We start from the raw sequence: 14,467 nt of genomic DNA, 5'->3' as shown, positions 1-14,467 counted from the left end.
AGCCGGCACGAGCTGCTGCTGGCGGTGCGCGGCGCGGCGCTGTCGGCCGCGGCGCGCTCGATGGAGAAGGAACTCGGCGCGATCTCGCACGACCAGCCGCCGGCCGACTACGCGCGCGCCTGGGTGCGGGCGATCGGCTCGGGCTACCTGCGCTTCGCGCAGGACCAGCCGGGGCTGTTCCGCACCGCCTTCGTGATCTCTTCCGACGAGGCGCGCGGCACCATCGGTCCCTCGAGCGCGGGCGCGAGCGGCATGGACCCGTTCCAGCTGCTGGGCTCGGGCCTCGACCGGCTGGTGGAGGCCGGTGCGCTCGATCCGGCGCGGCGCCCGAATGCCGAGTACCTGGCCTGGTCGGCGGTGCACGGGCTCGCGCTGCTGATCATCGAGGGCCCGCTCAAGGAGGCCGACCCGTCGGTGCTGGAGCCGCTGACGCTGCGGCTGCTGGAGATGGTGGAGCTGGGCCTGCAGTAGGCGCGGCGGGTCCTAGAGATAGACCTTCTGCAGCAGCTTGATCAGCGTCTCTCGCTCGCGCGCATTGAGCCGCGCGCTGGCATCGAGTTCGAGCTGGATCACGGCCTGTTCGGCCTCGCGCACCAGCGCCTCGCCGGCCGGCGTGAGATGCAGGCCGACCGCGCGGCCGTCGTGCGGATGCGGCTTGCGCTCGATCAGCGCGCGCGCGTCGAGCTCGGCCACCAGGCTCACGAGGTTGGGCGGCAGGATGTCGAGCGTGCTGCAGATCTGGCGCGAGGTGGCGCCCGGGTTGTGCGCCAGCAGCGAGAGCACCGAGAAGTCGATCTGCTTGAGCTTGAAGGCCGCCATGCGCTTGGCGAACAGCGCGCTCACCACCAGCCAGGCGCGGCGCGCGTTGTAGCCGACCAGGGTCTCGAGCACGCGCGCGTCGAGGCGGTCCGTCCGGCCGAGCGGCGCGGCGGCCATGTCGCTCTTCGCGCTCTTCGGAGCGGCGGATTTCGGGGAGGTGGGCATGGCGCAAGCGTAACCGCGAGCGGGACCCCGAAGCGCCGGGCCGGTAGCGACTTGGCGACAGCCCGGCGCGGGCTCAGGACTCCGCGGTGAAGCCGATCTTCTTCACCAGCGGGCCCCAGCGCTCGTACTCCGACTGCAGCGACCGGCGCATCTCCTCGGGCGTGGAGCCCTGCGCGATCAGGCCCACCGACAGCAGGCCGTCGGCCACGGCCTTGTCCTTGAGCGCGGCCTGGATCGCGCCGCTCGCGGCGGCGATCACCGGCGCGGGCGTCTTCGCGGGCGCGAAGAAGCCGAACCATTCGTCGGCCACCAGCTCGGGGAAGCCCTGCTCGGCGAAGGTCGGCACCTCGGGCAGGTAGGCGGCGCGCTGGGCGCCCGAGGTGGCGAGCACGCGCAGCTTGTTGGCCTTGACGAAGGGCAGGTAGTCGCCGCTGGGCGTGAGGCTCGAGGCGATCTGACCGCCCACCACGTCGTTGACCGCCGGCAGCGAGCCGCGGTAGGGCACGTGGCGCAGGTCGGCGCCGCTGTTGAGGCCCAGCAGCGCGCCGAGGAAGTGCGGCGTGGAGCCCGCGCCCGGCGAGCCGTAGCTGGCCTGGCCCGGGTTGGCCTTGGCCCAGGCCACGTAGTCCTTCAGCGTCTTCACGCTGGCCGGCACCATCGGGCCGACCGCCAGGCCGTGCGTCATCACCGCGCCGATCGAGACCGGGGCGAAGTCGGCCAGGCCGTAGCTCAGCTTGCTGTAGATGTAGGGATAGGTCGACAGCGCCGAGGCCTGCGAGAGCGCGAGCACCGAGCCGTCGGCCGGCGCGCTCTTGAGCGAGTCGAGCGCGATGCGCCCGCCGGCGCCGGGCTTGTTCTCGACCACGGGATTGAGCTTGGTGAAGTCGGTGCCGCCGAGCTTGTCGGCCACGCGGCGCGCCACGCTGTCGCCCGCGCTGCCGGCCGGGAAGCCGTAGTAGATCTTCACCTGCTGGGCGACGATCTCGGCCAGCGCGGCCAGGGGATGCTGCAGGGCGCCGAGCGCGGCTGCGCCGCCGAGCGCCGTCACGAACTGACGTCGGTTGGTCATGGTCTTGTCTCCGGTTGGTGGTGCTGGATCTATCGCGGCGCCATGCGTAGCGCGCCGTCGAGGCGGATCACCTCGCCGTTGAGGTGGCCGTTGGTCACGACGTGGCAGGCCAGCTCGGCGAATTCCGAGGGCTGGCCCAGCCGCGGCGGGAACGGGATCGAGGCCGCGAGCGACTGCTGCACCGCCTCGGGCAGCTCGAGCAGCAGCGGCGTGGCGAACAGCCCGGGCGCGACGGTGCAGACGCGGATCGCGTGCTGCGCGAGGTCGCGCGCCATCGGCAGCGTCATGCCGACCAGGCCGCCCTTCGAGGCGCTGTAGGCCTGCTGGCCGACCTGGCCGTCGAAGGCCGCGACCGAGGCGGTGAACAGCATCACGCCCTTCTCGCCGTTGGCGAGCGCCGCTAGCTTCGCGCAGCGCGCGGCGAACAGGCGCGCCACGTTGTAGCTGCCGATCAGGTTGACGTTGACCACGCGCACGAAGTCCTCGAGCGGCGCCGGGTTGCCGTCCTTGCCGACGATGCGCTTCGCGCTGCCGATGCCGGCCACGTTCATCAGGATGCGCGCCGGGCCGTGCGCGGCCTCGGCCCGGTCGAGCGCGGCGCTCACGCTCGCGGCATCGGTGATGTCGCATACGCAGGCGATGCCGCCGATCTCGGCGGCGACCTTGGCGGCCAGCTCGGCATTGCGGTCGAGCAGCGCCACCTTCGCGCCCAGGCGCGCGAGTTCGCGCGCGGTGGCCTCGCCGAGGCCCGATGCGCCGCCGGTCACGAGTGCGGCCTGTCCTTCGATCTTCATGGGTTCGTCTCCAAAAAGGGGAAAAAAGAGCGTCAGCGCGGCCGCAGGGTGAAGGGCAGCGTGCCGTCGTGCAGCGCCTCGACCAGCGCGGCGCGGTGCTTGAGCACGGCGCGCTGGTTGATCGAGCCCTTGTCGGTGACCTCGCCCTTGTCGATCGAGGGCGGCTCGCTCATCAGGTGCAGCCGCGCGATGCGGTTGGCGCTGCCGGTGCTCGCGGCCGCGAGCTGGTCCAGCACCTGCTGGAAGTGCGCCTGCACCGGCGCGCTCTCGAGCACCTGCCGCATGCTCGCGCCGGCGTCGAGGCCCGCGAGCTGGCGCACCTTCTGCGTAGGGAAGACCAGCGCGCCGACCTCCTTGAGGTTGATGCCGGTCAGCACCGCGTCCTGCACGTAGGGCGAGCCGGCCGTGGCGATCTTCGCGCGCAGCGGGCCCACGCTCACGAAGGTGCCGGTGGCGAGCTTGAAGTCCTCGGCGATGCGGCCGTCGAAGCGCAGGCCGCGGTGGATGTCGGCGTCGTCGATCCACTTGACCGCATCGCCGGTCGAGAAGAAACCTTCCTCGTCGAAGGCCTCGGCCGTGGCCTCGGGCGCGCGCCAGTAGCCGGGCGTGATGTTGGGGCCGCGATAGCGCACCTCGGTCTTGCCGTCGACCTCGATCAGCTTGAGCTCGATGCCCGCCGCGGGCAGGCCGACGTCGCCCGACTTCACGTCGGGGCCGGTCACGTAGAGAGCGAACGGGCCCGACTCGGTCATGCCCAGGCCGGTGCCCATCACGATGCGCTCGCCGACCTCGGCCTCCTGCGTGCGGTGCAGGCTGTCCCAGACCGGCTGCGACAGCGCCGCGCCCGAGTAGAAGAACATCTTCACGCGCGACAGCAGGTTGCGCCGCAGCACCGGGTCGGTCTCCATCGCCTGCGCGATCGCCTCGAAGCCGGTCGGCACGTTGAAGTAGATGGTGGGCGCGATCTCGCGCAGGTTGCGCAGCGTCTCGGCCATGCCGGTGGCCGTGGGCTTGCCCTCGTCGATGTAGAGCGTGCCGCCGTTGTCGAGCACGATGCCCACGTTGTGGTTGCCGCCGAAGGTGTGGTTCCACGGCAGCCAGTCGACCAGCACCGGCGGCTCGTCGCCCAGCGCCGGGATCGACTGGCGCAGCTGCTGCTGGTTGGCGCACCACATGCGGTGCGTGTTGACCACCGCCTTGGGCATCTTGGTCGAGCCCGAGGTGAACAGGAACTTGGTGATGGTGTCGGGGCCGGTGGCCTGCATCGCGGCGTCGATGGCCGGCGTGGGCAGCGTCGCCGCCAGCGCGTCGAAGGAGGTGGTGGCGCGGCCGGGCAGCTCGCCTTCGGCCAGCACGATCTCGACGCCCGCATCGGCCGGCAGCGTGGCCTCGATCGCGCGGGCATAGCGCGCGGCGTCGGCCGCGAACACCAGGCCCGGCGTGAGCGTGGCCAGCACGTGGCGCAGCTTGTCGAAGTCCTGGCTCACGAGCGAGTAGGGCGGCGAGACCGGGCAGTAGGGCACGCCCGCGTAGAGGCAGCCGAGCGCGAGCAACGCGTGCTCGATGCCGTTCTCGCTGAGGATCGCCACCGGGCGCTCGGCGTCCAGGCCGCGCGCGAGCAGGGCCTGGCCGATCGCGCGCGCCTTCTGCAGGGCCTCGGCATAGCTCACGCGCAGCCAGTCGCCGGTGCCGCCGTCGGCCAGCCGCGCGCGGCGCGCGATGAAGGTGCGTTCGGGCGTGGCCTCGGCCCAATGGTGCAGCCGGTCGGTCATGCGTTCGCGGTAGGGGCGAAGCGGCGTTTCCGCGCTCAGGTACTGCGTGCCCGGCGCGCCGTCGCGCAGCAGCGCGCGCGTGACGCCGAAGGCGAGCGGTCGGTATTTGATGGCCGTCATCGGGGCGCCCGTGCGTGAGTAGATCGGTGAATGAATGAAGTAAGTAAGGGCTTCAGCCCTTGCTGACCTTGGCGCCGCGGCCTTCGAGGAAGTCGCGCACGCGCTGCTTGGCCTCGGGCGCGGCCTGCACGATGCCGGACATCAGTGCCTCGGTGAAGAAGCCGTGGTCGGCCGGCTGCTCGGCGATGCGCGGCAGCGCGTGCATCAGCGCGTAGTTGGTGAGCGGCGCGTTGGTGGCCACGCGCTTGGCGAGCTCGAAGGCCTTGTCGAAGGCCGTGCCCTCGTCGACCAGGTACTGCGCGAAGTTGGCGCGCTCGCCTTCCTCTGCGTTGTAGACGCGGCCGGTCATCATCATGTCGGTCATGCGCGCCACGCCGATCAGCCTGGGGATGCGCACCGAGCCGCCGCCGCCCACGAAGATGCCGCGCGAGCCCTCGGGCAGCGCATAGAAGGTGCTGCGGTCGGCCACGCGGATGTGGCAGGCGCTCGCGAGCTCGAGCCCGCCGCCGACCACCGCGCCATGCAGCGCGGCGATCACCGGCACCGGGCCCTTCTCGATGCACTCCAGCGCCGCGTGCCACAGGCGCGAATGGGCGAGGCCCTGGCCCGCGTCGCGCTCCTTGAGTTCGCTCAGGTCGAGGCCGGCGCAGAAGTGCGGGCCCTCGCCGTCGATCACGGCCGCGCCCACGCTGGCGGGCAGGTTCTGGAAGGCATCGCGCAGCGCGAGGATCAGGCCGTCCGACAGCGCGTTGCGCTTGGCGCCGCGCGTCAGGCGAATGATGGCGACGTCGTCGCGAAGGTCGATGTGAAGGTCGGAAGAGGTCATGGTGCGTTCGGGATTGAAGCGGATTATGGTTATGTGAAATAATCAATTCAAGGCATTCGACGATGCCGCGGACTAGGGACTTTCCCGTAAAGGAGACGATGAAGTGGACCACCAGAACCTGATCGCGATCGATATCCACACCCATGCCGAGGTGAGCTGCTGGAACCCGTTCGACAACTACGGCGAGGAGTACGACCGCGCGGCCGACAAGTACTTCGGCTCGAACCGCCGCCCGACGATCGAGGAGACGGTGGCCTACTACCGCGAGCGCAAGCTGGGGCTGGTGATGTTCATGGTCGACGCCGAGTCGAACATGGGCCGGCGGCGCATTCCGAACGAGGAGATCGCCGAGGCGGCGCAGAAGAACGCCGACATGATGATCGCCTTCGCGAGCATCGATCCGCACAAGGGAAAGATGGGCGCGCGCGAGGCGCGGCGGCTGATCGAGGAGCACGGCGTCAAGGGCTTCAAGTTCCACCCGACGGTGCAGGCCTTCCATCCCTACGACCGCATGGCCTGGCCGATCTACGAGGTGGTGGCCGAGTACGGCATGCCCGCGATCTTCCACACCGGCCACAGCGGCATCGGCTCGGGCATGCGCTGCGGCGGCGGCCTGCGGCTCGAGTACAGCAACCCGATGCACCTGGACGACGTGGCGATAGCCTTCCCCGACATGCAGATCGTGATGGCGCACCCCAGCTTCCCCTGGCAGGACGAGGCGCTGAGCGTGGCCACGCACAAGCCCAACGTCTGGATCGACCTCTCGGGCTGGAGCCCCAAGTACTTTCCGAAGCAGCTGGTGCAGTACGCCAACACGCTGCTGAAGGACCGCGTGCTGTTCGGCAGCGACTACCCGCTGATCACGCCCGAGCGCTGGATGAAGGACTTCGAGGTCGCGGGCTTCAAGCCCGAGGTGATGCCGGGCATCTTGAAGGGCAACGCGGTGCGGCTGCTGCGGCTCGAGACCGCTGCCGCCGCGGCCTGATCAGTCCGCCTTGCGCGCACGGCCCGCCGGCGCGGCGGCGTCGTTCCAGTGCTGTTCCCACAGGGCGTCGCCGCGTTCGAGCGCGGCGCCCAGCTCCTTCCTGCGCCGCTGCACGACCGCGGTGACCAGCGCATTGCACAGCGAGAAGGCGGCCGTGTAGGAATCGAAGGGCGAGGCGCTCGAGGTACGCACCAGCATCAGGTGGTCGGCCGAGGCGGCCGCGGCCGCCGAGGGGCTGTCGGTGATCACGATCACCTTCGCGCCCCGTTCGCGGAAGTAGGCCGCCGCGCGCGCGGTGGCCAGCGAGTGGCGCCTGAAGGTGACGGCCAGCAGCACGTCGTTCTCGCCGATCCACAGCAGCTGGTCCTCGAGCGGCAGCGCGGCCGTGCCCGCCAGCGGCCGCACCTCGGGCAGGCACAGGTTCAGATGCAGCGCGAGGTGGCCCGCGATGGCGGCCGCATGCCGGTGGCCCAGCACATGCACGCGCGCCCTGCGCTGCACCAGCAGCCGCACGGCGGCCTCGAAGGCCACCGGATCGATGGCCGCGAAGGTCGAGCTCAGGTTGTGCTGGTCGTGCAGCAGCGCGTTGGCCAGGCAGGTGCGCACCGAGGCGTCGTCGACGATCACGGCATCGGCGCGCGTGGCGGGCGAGGCCAGCCGCGCCGTGACCTCGGAGCGGGCCTCGAGCTGCGCTTCCGCGTAGCTGGGATAGCCGAGCTTGGCGAGCAGCCGCACCACGGTCGAAGCGCTGGTGCCCACCTTCTTTGCAAGGCTCGTTGCAGATTCGAGCAGGCCCTGGGGATAGCGCGTCTGCAGTTCCTCGATCAGGCGCTGCTCGCTGCGCGTGAGCTTGCGGCCGTAGCCCGAGATGCGTTGGTTGAGGTTCATGGTCGCCAGGCATTCTGCCCGCGCAGGGATCGCGATGGGCTTCGATTTTGCAATGGTTATTGCAAAACTGTGACGACCTTGCAAGAATGCGCGCACATTCAGGCCCCATCCCTTTCCGATTCCAGGACGCTTCCATGACCTTCCCCCTTTCCGCCTCCGCGCTGCGCCGCCGCACCTTCCTGGGCGCGGGCCTCGCGGCCGCGTTGCCGCTGGCGGCGCATGCGCAGGCCTATCCGTCGCGGCCGGTCACGCTGGTGGTGCCGTTCCCGGCCGGCGGTTCGGTGGACCTGATCGCGCGGCTCTATGCCGACCCGCTCGCGAAGGCGCTGGGCGCGCCGGTGGTGATCGACAACCGCGGCGGCGCGGGCGGCTCGATCGCCAGCGCGCAGGTGGCGCGCGCCAAGCCCGACGGCTACACGCTGGTGGTCTCGTCGCAGAGCTCGCACCTCGCGAATCCGCTCACGCAGGCCAACCCCGGCTACGACCCGATCAAGGACTTCGCCTCCATCAGCCAGCTCGCGCGCTCGATCAACGTGCTGCTGGTGAACCCGGCCGTGCCCGCGAAGAACTTCAAGGAATTCGTCGCGCTCGTGAAGGCCCGCCCCGGCGAGCTGAACTTCTGCAGCGCCGGGCCCGGCAGCATGGGCCAGCTCAACGTCGAACTGATGAAGTCGCAGCTGCAGCTCAATGCCACGCACGTGCCGTACCGCGGCGGCGGCCCGCTGGTCACGGCGCTGATCTCGAACGAGGTGCAGTTCGGCCTCGACAACCTCGCGCCCTTCCTGCCGCACATCCAGGCCGGCAAGCTGCGCGCGCTCGCGGTGGCCGCGCCGGCACGCGTCGCGGCGCTGCCCGACGTGCCGACCTTCGCGGAGCTCGGCTATCCGGTGCTCAACACCACCTCGTGGATCGGCTTGGCCGCGCCCGCGAAGACGCCGGGCGACGTGATCGCCACCTTGCACAAGGCCGTGCGCTCGGTGGCCGACCAGCCTTCCATGGTCGAGGCGCTGGAGTCGCGCGGTTCGCTCACGCCCGAGCAGCAGTCGCCCGCGCAGTTCACGGCCATGATGTCGGAGCGCCTCGCGCTGTACGGCGAGATGGTGAAGCGCGCGGGGATCCGCGGCGAATGACCGTGTCCTCGTTCACCCCCGACACCGCGCCGCTCGAGGTGCTGCCGCGCGACCTCTCGGCCTACCGCGCGGGCAACACCGGCATCGACTACGTCCATCGTTTCGAATCGGGCCGGCCCGGGCCGCACGTGCTGGTCAATGCGCTGACGCATGGCAACGAGATCTGCGGCATGGTGGCGGCCACCGACCTGCTCGACCGCGGCGTGCGCCCGAAGATCGGCACGCTGACCGTGAGCTTCGCCAACATCGAGGCCTACGAGGCCTTCGACATCGAGCGGCCCTACGAGAACCGCCAGCTGGTGCACAACCTCAACCGCATCTGGACGCCGGCACTGCTCGACGGCAACGAACAAAGCCCCGAGCTGCGCCGTGCGCGCGAACTGCGGCCGGTGCTCGACGCGGCCGACTATGTGCTCGACATCCATTCGACGCGCGCGCCGGTGCAGCCCTTCTGGGTCTATCCGGAGCTCGAGCGCAATGCGCGGCTGGCGCTGGCCGTGGGCGCGCCGCTGGTGCACCTGGTGATGCCCGCGGGCGCGGCGCCCGGCACCGGCGTGATCGGCTACGGCCGCCACGGCGCGGCCGAGGGCCAGGGCGCGGCGGTCGTGGTGGAGTGCGGCCAGCACTTCAGCCGGTCGGCCGCCGAGCTCGCGGTCGACGTGACGCAGCGTTTTCTCGCGCATCTCGGGCTAGTCGATCCTGTTGCCCCGCAGGCGCCCGCCGCGCCCGCGCGCCGCTTCCGCCTGCTCGAGGTGCACATGGTGAAGACCGAGAGCTTCGCCTTCACGCGGCCGCTGCTGGGCTTCGAGACCTTCGACCGGGGCGAGTTGATCGCGGTCGACGCGGGGCAGGAGATCCGTTCGCCCTGCGACGGCTGCACGGTCTTCATGCCCACGCGCGCGGCGCTGGTGGGCCGCGAGGGCGTGTACCTGACGGTGCCGGTCTAGGGCTTCGGCGCCTCGTCGTCCTCCTGCCGGTCCCAGTCGCGCCCGGCGCGCCGCTTGCGCTCCTCGCGCTCGCGCGCCATCTGTTCCTCGAACTGCTGGCGGCCCGCCTTGTTGACCGCGATCAGCTTGGCGCGGTCCTTGTAGTGCGGGTAGATGTCGTCGGTGAGCTTGAGGTTGCGCTCGCGGAAGCGCATGCTCGATTCGCGCGCCTCGTGCGCGGGCCAGCCGAGCACCTCGAGCACCGAGCGCGCGCTGCGCAGCGACGACTCGAAGACCTCGCGCTCGACCAGCGTCACGCCGCGGTCGCGCAGCTGGAACAGGTGGCTCACGTTGCGCGCCCGCGCGATGATCTGCGCCTGCGGGAAGTTCTCGCGGAACAGGTCGACGATCTCGAGCGACTGCTCGATGTCGTCCACCGCCACCACCACCGCCTTGGCCGTGCCGGCACCGGCGGTGCGCAGCAGGTCGAGGCGCGTGGCGTCGCCATAGAACACCCGGAAGCCGAATTCGCGCAGGCCCTCGACGTTGTCGGCATCGTGGTCGAGCACCGTCACGCGCAGCCCCTGCGACATCAGCATGCGGCCCACGATCTGGCCGTAGCGGCCGAAGCCGCAGATCAGCACCTTGGCGTCCTGCTGCTCCGAGATCTCCTCGAGCTGCGGCCCGCCGATGTTGCTGTAGCGCGGCAGCAGGTAGCGGTCGATCAGCACCAGCAGCAGCGGCGACAGCAGCATCGACAGCGCGACCGCGCCGATCAAGAGCGAGGTGACCTGCGGCGGCAGCACGTCGGGCCCGGCCGACTGGAACACCACGAAGGCGAACTCGCCGCCCTGCGCCAGCAGCAGGGTGAACACCGGGCGTTCCTGGTAGGCCAGCCCCATCGCCTTGGCCAGCGCATAGATCACCACCAGCTTGATGGCCATGAAGCCGACCACCAGCATCGCCATGATCCAGGGACTCGCGAGCAGCACGCCGAAATCGATCGTCATGCCCACGGCGATGAAGAACAGGCCGAGCAGCAGGCCCTTGAAGGGCTCGATGTCGGTCTCGAGCTCGCGCCGGTATTCGCTCTCGGCCAGCAGCACGCCCGCGAGGAAGGCGCCCAGCGCCATCGACAGGCCCACGAACTGCATCAGCGCCGCGATCGCCACCACCAGCAGCAGCGCGGCGGCGGTGAAGATCTCGGGCGTGTCGCTGCGCGCGATCCAGCGCAGCACCGGCCGCAGCGCGAGCCGGCCGCCGAGCACGATGCCGCCGATCACGCCGAAGATCTTCAGCCCCTCGAGCAGGCGGTCGAGGCCGCTCATCGACTGCTCGGCCGCGGTGGCGCCGGCCAGCAGCGGCAGGATGGCGAGGATCGGGATCGCCGCCACGTCCTGGAACAGCAGGATCGAGAAGCCGGCCTGTCCGCTCGGCGTGCGCAGCAGGTTGCGTTCGCCGAACACCTGCAGCGCGATCGCGGTCGACGACAGCGCCAGCCCCAGCGCCGCCACCAGCGACACGCGCCACGGCGCGCCGACCGCGCAGCCGATCGCGAACAGCACGGCGGCGCAGCTGAGCACCTGCGCCGTGCCCCAGCCGAAGATCGGCCGGCGCAGGTTCCACAGCCGCTTGGGCTCGAGCTCGAGGCCGACCAGGAACAGCATCAGCACCACGCCGAACTCGGCGAAATGCAGCACGTCCTCGACGCGCGACACCAGCCCCAGGCCCCAGGGGCCGATGGCGATGCCGGCCACCAGGTAGCCGATGATGGAGCCGAGGCCCAGGGCCTTGGACAGCGGCACCACCAGCACGGCGGCGCTCAGGTAGATCAGGCTGTTGGTCAGCCAGGCGGGCGCGTGCTCCATTCAGGCGCTCCCGTCGGTCGTCGCGGCCAGCCGGCGGCTCATGGTGGTCTGGAACACCCGCTCGACCACCTTGCCGATGTCGTCCGATTCGGCCGGCCGGTCGCTCTCGGGCACCGGGCAGGCCACGCAGGCGTCGAGCTCGTCCATCTCGGGCCAGTCGGGGTAGCTGCCCAGGCGCTGGGCGAAGACCTCGACGTGCGCGGCCACTTCGGCCTCGGGGGCGCTGCGCGCGCCGTGGAAGATCAGCGGCGGCAGGAAGCGCATGCCGCACAGCGCGGCGGTCTGCTCGTAGGGCGGCAGGAAGGCGTCGAAGAAAAAGCGGTGGTAGCCCTGCGGGTGGTAGCTGCTCTCGGGGCTGCCGGTGGTGGCGACCAGCCACAGGTCCTTGCCCTGCAGCGCGATGCCCTCCGGGCCGTAGGCCCAGCCGTAGGCCAGCACCTCGTCGACCCAGAGCTTCTGCAGCGCTGGCATCGAATACCACTGGATCGGATGCAGCAGCACCACCAGCTGGGCGCGTTCGAGGCGCCGCTGCTCGGCCTCGACGTCGATCGCGTAGTCGGGGTAGGTGCCGTAGAGGTCGTTGACATCGACGCCCGGCACCGCGCGCGCCGCGGCCAGCAGCCGGCGGTTCACGCGCGAATCGCGCCAGTGCGGATGGGCGGCGAGCACGTAGGTGCCTCCGCCCTGAGGGGTTCCCGTGGATGTTGTTGTCGTCATCCTGCGAACATAGCGCAGTCCCGGGATTTTGGGCGCCAGCCACTACCATGGCGGACTGTCCCTTCTGGAGGAGATTTCCATGCCGGTGGTTCTGGTCGCCAATCCCAAGGGTGGCGTTGGCAAGTCGACGCTCGCGACGAACATCGCGGGCTACTTTGCGAGCCGCGGCCATGCCGTGATGCTCGGCGACGTGGATCGCCAGCAGTCCTCCCGGCTCTGGCTCGGGCTGCGTCCGCCGCAGGCGCGGCCGATTTCGACCTGGGACGCCACCGGCGACAACAGCGTGGTGCGCCCGCCGCGCGGCACCACCCATGCGGTGCTCGACACCCCGGCCGGCCTGCACGGCTGGCGCTTCAAGGACGTGATCGGGCTGGCCGACAAGCTCATCGTGCCGCTGCAGCCGAGCATCTTCGACATCTACGCCACGCGCGAATTCATCGACCGGCTGCTCGAGCAGCGCCGCGCCGAGAAGACGCAGATCGGCCTGGTCGGCATGCGCGTCAACGCCCGCACCCTGGCGGCCGACCGGCTCAACGAATTCATCGCGGGATTGGGCGTGCCGGTGGTCGGCGAGCTGCGCGACACGCAGAACTACGTGCAGCTCGCGGCGCGCGGGCTCACCCTGTTCGACATCGCGCCGGGCCGGGTGCAGCGCGACCTCGAGCAGTGGCAGCCGATCTGCGAATGGCTCGAGAGCTGAGCCGCCGCCGAGTCGTCGCGCCTGGCTGCGCCCCAGGTATTCCCTGAGCCCGCTTGTCGCCGTGCCGACACCCGCGGCCGCGGCCTTGCCGCTAGAGTGCGGCGCATGACCAAGAAGACCTTCCAGACCCTTCAGGATCTGGCCGCCTGCGTCGGCCAGGAAGTCGCGGTGAGCGACTGGATCACCATCACCCAGGAGCAGGTCAACCAGTTCGCCGAGGCGACCGGCGACCACCAGTGGATCCACGTCGACATCGAGCGCGCGAAGGCCGGTCCGTTCGGCGGGCCGATCGCCCACGGTTTTCTCACGCTGTCGCTGCTGCCGCGCTTCTACGAGACCGCGCTCGACGTGGTGGAGTCGCGCATGGGCGTGAACTACGGCCTGAACCGGGTGCGCTTCATGTCGCCCGTGCCGGTGGGCAAGCGGCTGCGCGCGCGCATGAAGCTGCTGACCTCCGAGCCCATTGCCGAAGACGGCATCCAGATGACCTGGGAAACCTCCATCGAGCTCGAAGGCGCGGCCAAGCCCGCCTGCGTGGCCGAGTCGGTGGTGCGCCGCTACCGCTGAGGCGGGCGGCCCCTTCTCTTCTTCTCTTACATGCGGCGGTCGCTGATCTCGCCATAGGCGGCCGCGCCCTGGCGCGTGATGCCCACCGCGCTGGCGCGCACCGCGGCGCGATCGGTCATGCCGTCGGTGGGGCGGGCCACGCCGGTGCCGCCATTGGTGATGCGCAACGGCTGGCGGGCCTGGGCCTGCACGTCGGCGCGCGACAGCGTCGACTGGAACGGCGCCGCGGGCAGCGGATTCTGTTCGCCCTGGAAGGCCTGGGCACCGTGGCTCAGGACCAGGGTGGCGAGGGCGGCGAAGGCGATGGACTTGGCTTGCATGGTGGAACTCCTCGTGCCCCGTGTGGAGCGTGGGTGGATCGGCATGCCGGAATGCATCGAGCCGGCATGCTTTCCATACGGGGGATTCCGCCGTTCGGATGCGACCCCATCGCGCGAGGGGTCGCGATGCCTCATTTGAATCCGTTTTGCCGCCAGGCCTCGAACACCGTCACCGCCACCGCGTTCGACAGGTTCAGGCTGCGCTGGCCTTCGCGCATCGGCAGCCGCAGCCATTGCGCGGGATCGAAGCTCTCGCGGATCGCGGGGGGCAGGCCGCTGGTCTCGGAACCGAACACCAGCCAGTCGCCGGGCGCGAAGCGGATGTCGTGCACGGCGCGGGTGCCGCGCGTGGTCAGCGCGAACAGGCGATCGGGCGCCGGCCGTTCGCTGTCGAGCAGCGCCTGCCAGCTCGCATGGCGGCGCACCTCGGCGTACTCGTGGTAGTCGAGGCCGGCGCGGCGCAGCAGCTTGTCGTCCATCGAGAAGCCCAGCGGCTCCACCAAGTGCAGGGTGCAGCCGGTGTTGGCGGCGAGGCGGATCACGTTGCCGGTGTTCGGCGGAATCTCGGGGTGGACCAGGACGATATGGAACATGGCCCCGATTGTCGCCACGCTCAGTGCGGCTTGTCGGTGCGGGCCAGCACGATGCCCGCGACATGCGCCGCGCCCGTGCGCCTCAGCACCTGGGCCGCGCTGAACAGCGAGGCGCCGGTGGTCATCACGTCGTCGACCAGCACCACGCGCCGCGCAGCCAGTGCATCGGCGCGCAGCGGCTCGACCGCGAAGGCACCCTGGAGGTTGC

At 70.4% G+C, this 14,467-nt stretch carries 17 protein-coding genes; 6 read left to right on the top strand and 11 right to left on the bottom strand.

The genetic code is table 11. From position 1 onward, the window contains the following. A partial coding sequence (locus AC27VN_RS15335) for a TetR-like C-terminal domain-containing protein (RefSeq protein WP_490877066.1) occupies positions 1-471 on the top strand: 471 nt, incomplete at its 5' end. Positions 472-483: 12 nt separating this feature from the next. Here AC27VN_RS15335 and AC27VN_RS15330 read toward each other — a convergent pair. The 5 genes from AC27VN_RS15330 to AC27VN_RS15310 all read right to left on the bottom strand — a co-directional run bounded on the left by AC27VN_RS15330 (position 484) and on the right by AC27VN_RS15310 (position 5,565). Further along, a complete protein-coding gene (locus AC27VN_RS15330; RefSeq protein WP_093347480.1) occupies positions 484-984 on the bottom strand; it encodes a MarR family winged helix-turn-helix transcriptional regulator in 501 nt (166 codons plus the stop codon). A gap of 73 nt (positions 985-1,057) precedes the next feature. Continuing rightward, the gene (locus AC27VN_RS15325; protein WP_093347478.1) at positions 1,058-2,053 is read right to left on the bottom strand and encodes a Bug family tripartite tricarboxylate transporter substrate binding protein; all 996 of its coding nucleotides are present in this window, start codon (positions 2,051-2,053) and stop codon (positions 1,058-1,060) included. Between the two features lie 29 nt (positions 2,054-2,082). Further along, a complete protein-coding gene (locus AC27VN_RS15320) occupies positions 2,083-2,847 on the bottom strand; it encodes an SDR family NAD(P)-dependent oxidoreductase (protein WP_490877065.1) in 765 nt (254 codons plus the stop codon). A gap of 32 nt (positions 2,848-2,879) precedes the next feature. After that, positions 2,880-4,739: a feruloyl-CoA synthase gene (locus AC27VN_RS15315; protein ID WP_490877064.1), complete on the bottom strand. Its 1,860-nt coding sequence runs from the start codon at positions 4,737-4,739 to the stop codon at positions 2,880-2,882. A gap of 52 nt (positions 4,740-4,791) precedes the next feature. Next, positions 4,792-5,565 carry a crotonase/enoyl-CoA hydratase family protein gene (locus tag AC27VN_RS15310; protein ID WP_490877063.1) on the bottom strand — a complete coding sequence of 258 codons (774 nt, stop codon included), beginning with the start codon at positions 5,563-5,565 and terminating at the stop codon, positions 4,792-4,794. A gap of 103 nt (positions 5,566-5,668) precedes the next feature. Between AC27VN_RS15310 and AC27VN_RS15305 the strand changes: the two genes are divergently transcribed. Beyond that, a complete protein-coding gene (locus AC27VN_RS15305) occupies positions 5,669-6,550 on the top strand; it encodes an amidohydrolase family protein (protein ID WP_490877062.1) in 882 nt (293 codons plus the stop codon). Here the strand turns inward: AC27VN_RS15305 and AC27VN_RS15300 are convergent, their stop codons facing one another. Then, a complete protein-coding gene (locus AC27VN_RS15300; RefSeq protein ID WP_490877061.1) occupies positions 6,551-7,438 on the bottom strand; it encodes a MurR/RpiR family transcriptional regulator in 888 nt (295 codons plus the stop codon). Positions 7,439-7,572: 134 nt separating this feature from the next. Here AC27VN_RS15300 and AC27VN_RS15295 point away from each other — a divergent pair, with 134 nt between their 5' ends. Then, entirely contained in the window at positions 7,573-8,568 is a 996-nt protein-coding gene (locus AC27VN_RS15295) for a Bug family tripartite tricarboxylate transporter substrate binding protein (RefSeq protein WP_296799177.1), read from the top strand. Beyond that, complete coding sequence (locus AC27VN_RS15290) at positions 8,565-9,515, top strand: M14 family metallopeptidase (protein WP_490877060.1); 951 nt, start codon at positions 8,565-8,567, stop codon at positions 9,513-9,515. Before AC27VN_RS15295 ends, AC27VN_RS15290 begins: the two co-directional genes overlap by 4 nt. On the opposite strand, the gene kefC is transcribed toward AC27VN_RS15290, so the two are convergent. Further along, a complete protein-coding gene (gene kefC, locus AC27VN_RS15285) occupies positions 9,512-11,362 on the bottom strand; it encodes a glutathione-regulated potassium-efflux system protein KefC (RefSeq protein ID WP_490877059.1) in 1,851 nt (616 codons plus the stop codon). The genes AC27VN_RS15290 and kefC overlap by 4 nt on opposite strands. Then, complete coding sequence (kefF, locus tag AC27VN_RS15280) at positions 11,363-12,079, bottom strand: glutathione-regulated potassium-efflux system oxidoreductase KefF (RefSeq protein ID WP_398499932.1); 717 nt, start codon at positions 12,077-12,079, stop codon at positions 11,363-11,365. Positions 12,080-12,158: 79 nt separating this feature from the next. On the opposite strand from kefF, the gene AC27VN_RS15275 reads away from it, so the two are divergent. Both AC27VN_RS15275 and AC27VN_RS15270 read left to right on the top strand, forming a co-directional pair. Next, on the top strand, positions 12,159-12,779 hold the full coding sequence (locus AC27VN_RS15275; RefSeq protein ID WP_208512964.1) for a ParA family protein: 621 nt from the start codon (positions 12,159-12,161) through the stop codon (positions 12,777-12,779). A gap of 105 nt (positions 12,780-12,884) precedes the next feature. Beyond that, positions 12,885-13,346 (top strand): MaoC family dehydratase, encoded by a 462-nt coding sequence (locus tag AC27VN_RS15270; RefSeq protein ID WP_490877058.1) that lies wholly within the window; start codon positions 12,885-12,887, stop codon positions 13,344-13,346. Positions 13,347-13,372: 26 nt separating this feature from the next. Here the strand turns inward: AC27VN_RS15270 and AC27VN_RS15265 are convergent, their stop codons facing one another. The 3 genes from AC27VN_RS15265 to AC27VN_RS15255 form a co-directional block, all read right to left on the bottom strand. Next, positions 13,373-13,666: a DUF4148 domain-containing protein gene (locus AC27VN_RS15265; RefSeq protein ID WP_093347443.1), complete on the bottom strand. Its 294-nt coding sequence runs from the start codon at positions 13,664-13,666 to the stop codon at positions 13,373-13,375. 131 nt (positions 13,667-13,797) lie between these two features. Beyond that, positions 13,798-14,259: a tRNA (uridine(34)/cytosine(34)/5-carboxymethylaminomethyluridine(34)-2'-O)-methyltransferase TrmL gene (trmL, locus tag AC27VN_RS15260; RefSeq protein ID WP_203202772.1), complete on the bottom strand. Its 462-nt coding sequence runs from the start codon at positions 14,257-14,259 to the stop codon at positions 13,798-13,800. A 20-nt stretch (positions 14,260-14,279) separates the two neighbouring features. Next, the coding region (locus AC27VN_RS15255) for a ComF family protein (protein WP_490877057.1) at positions 14,280-14,467 on the bottom strand (188 nt) is incomplete at its 5' end.

This window comes from Variovorax sp. 20P10.2.4 (assembly GCF_058244205.1).
Note: the sequence above shows the minus strand (reverse complement) of the source record. Positions and strands in the feature narration are given on the sequence as shown.

What these genes read in the sequence shown, in the direction of transcription:
- kefF (WP_398499932.1), bottom strand. Translation starts at nt 12,079, where the DNA reads ATGACGACAACAACATCCACGGGAACCCCTCAGGGCGGAGGCACCTAC.
- AC27VN_RS15270 (WP_490877058.1), top strand. Translation starts at nt 12,885, where the DNA reads ATGACCAAGAAGACCTTCCAGACCCTTCAGGATCTGGCCGCCTGCGTC.
- AC27VN_RS15315 (WP_490877064.1), bottom strand. Translation starts at nt 4,739, where the DNA reads ATGACGGCCATCAAATACCGACCGCTCGCCTTCGGCGTCACGCGCGCG.
- AC27VN_RS15290 (WP_490877060.1), top strand. Translation starts at nt 8,565, where the DNA reads ATGACCGTGTCCTCGTTCACCCCCGACACCGCGCCGCTCGAGGTGCTG.
- AC27VN_RS15275 (WP_208512964.1), top strand. Translation starts at nt 12,159, where the DNA reads ATGCCGGTGGTTCTGGTCGCCAATCCCAAGGGTGGCGTTGGCAAGTCG.
- AC27VN_RS15295 (WP_296799177.1), top strand. Translation starts at nt 7,573, where the DNA reads ATGACCTTCCCCCTTTCCGCCTCCGCGCTGCGCCGCCGCACCTTCCTG.
- trmL (WP_203202772.1), bottom strand. Translation starts at nt 14,259, where the DNA reads ATGTTCCATATCGTCCTGGTCCACCCCGAGATTCCGCCGAACACCGGC.
- AC27VN_RS15330 (WP_093347480.1), bottom strand. Translation starts at nt 984, where the DNA reads ATGCCCACCTCCCCGAAATCCGCCGCTCCGAAGAGCGCGAAGAGCGAC.
- AC27VN_RS15320 (WP_490877065.1), bottom strand. Translation starts at nt 2,847, where the DNA reads ATGAAGATCGAAGGACAGGCCGCACTCGTGACCGGCGGCGCATCGGGC.
- AC27VN_RS15265 (WP_093347443.1), bottom strand. Translation starts at nt 13,666, where the DNA reads ATGCAAGCCAAGTCCATCGCCTTCGCCGCCCTCGCCACCCTGGTCCTG.
- AC27VN_RS15325 (WP_093347478.1), bottom strand. Translation starts at nt 2,053, where the DNA reads ATGACCAACCGACGTCAGTTCGTGACGGCGCTCGGCGGCGCAGCCGCG.
- AC27VN_RS15300 (WP_490877061.1), bottom strand. Translation starts at nt 7,438, where the DNA reads ATGAACCTCAACCAACGCATCTCGGGCTACGGCCGCAAGCTCACGCGC.
- AC27VN_RS15310 (WP_490877063.1), bottom strand. Translation starts at nt 5,565, where the DNA reads ATGACCTCTTCCGACCTTCACATCGACCTTCGCGACGACGTCGCCATC.
- kefC (WP_490877059.1), bottom strand. Translation starts at nt 11,362, where the DNA reads ATGGAGCACGCGCCCGCCTGGCTGACCAACAGCCTGATCTACCTGAGC.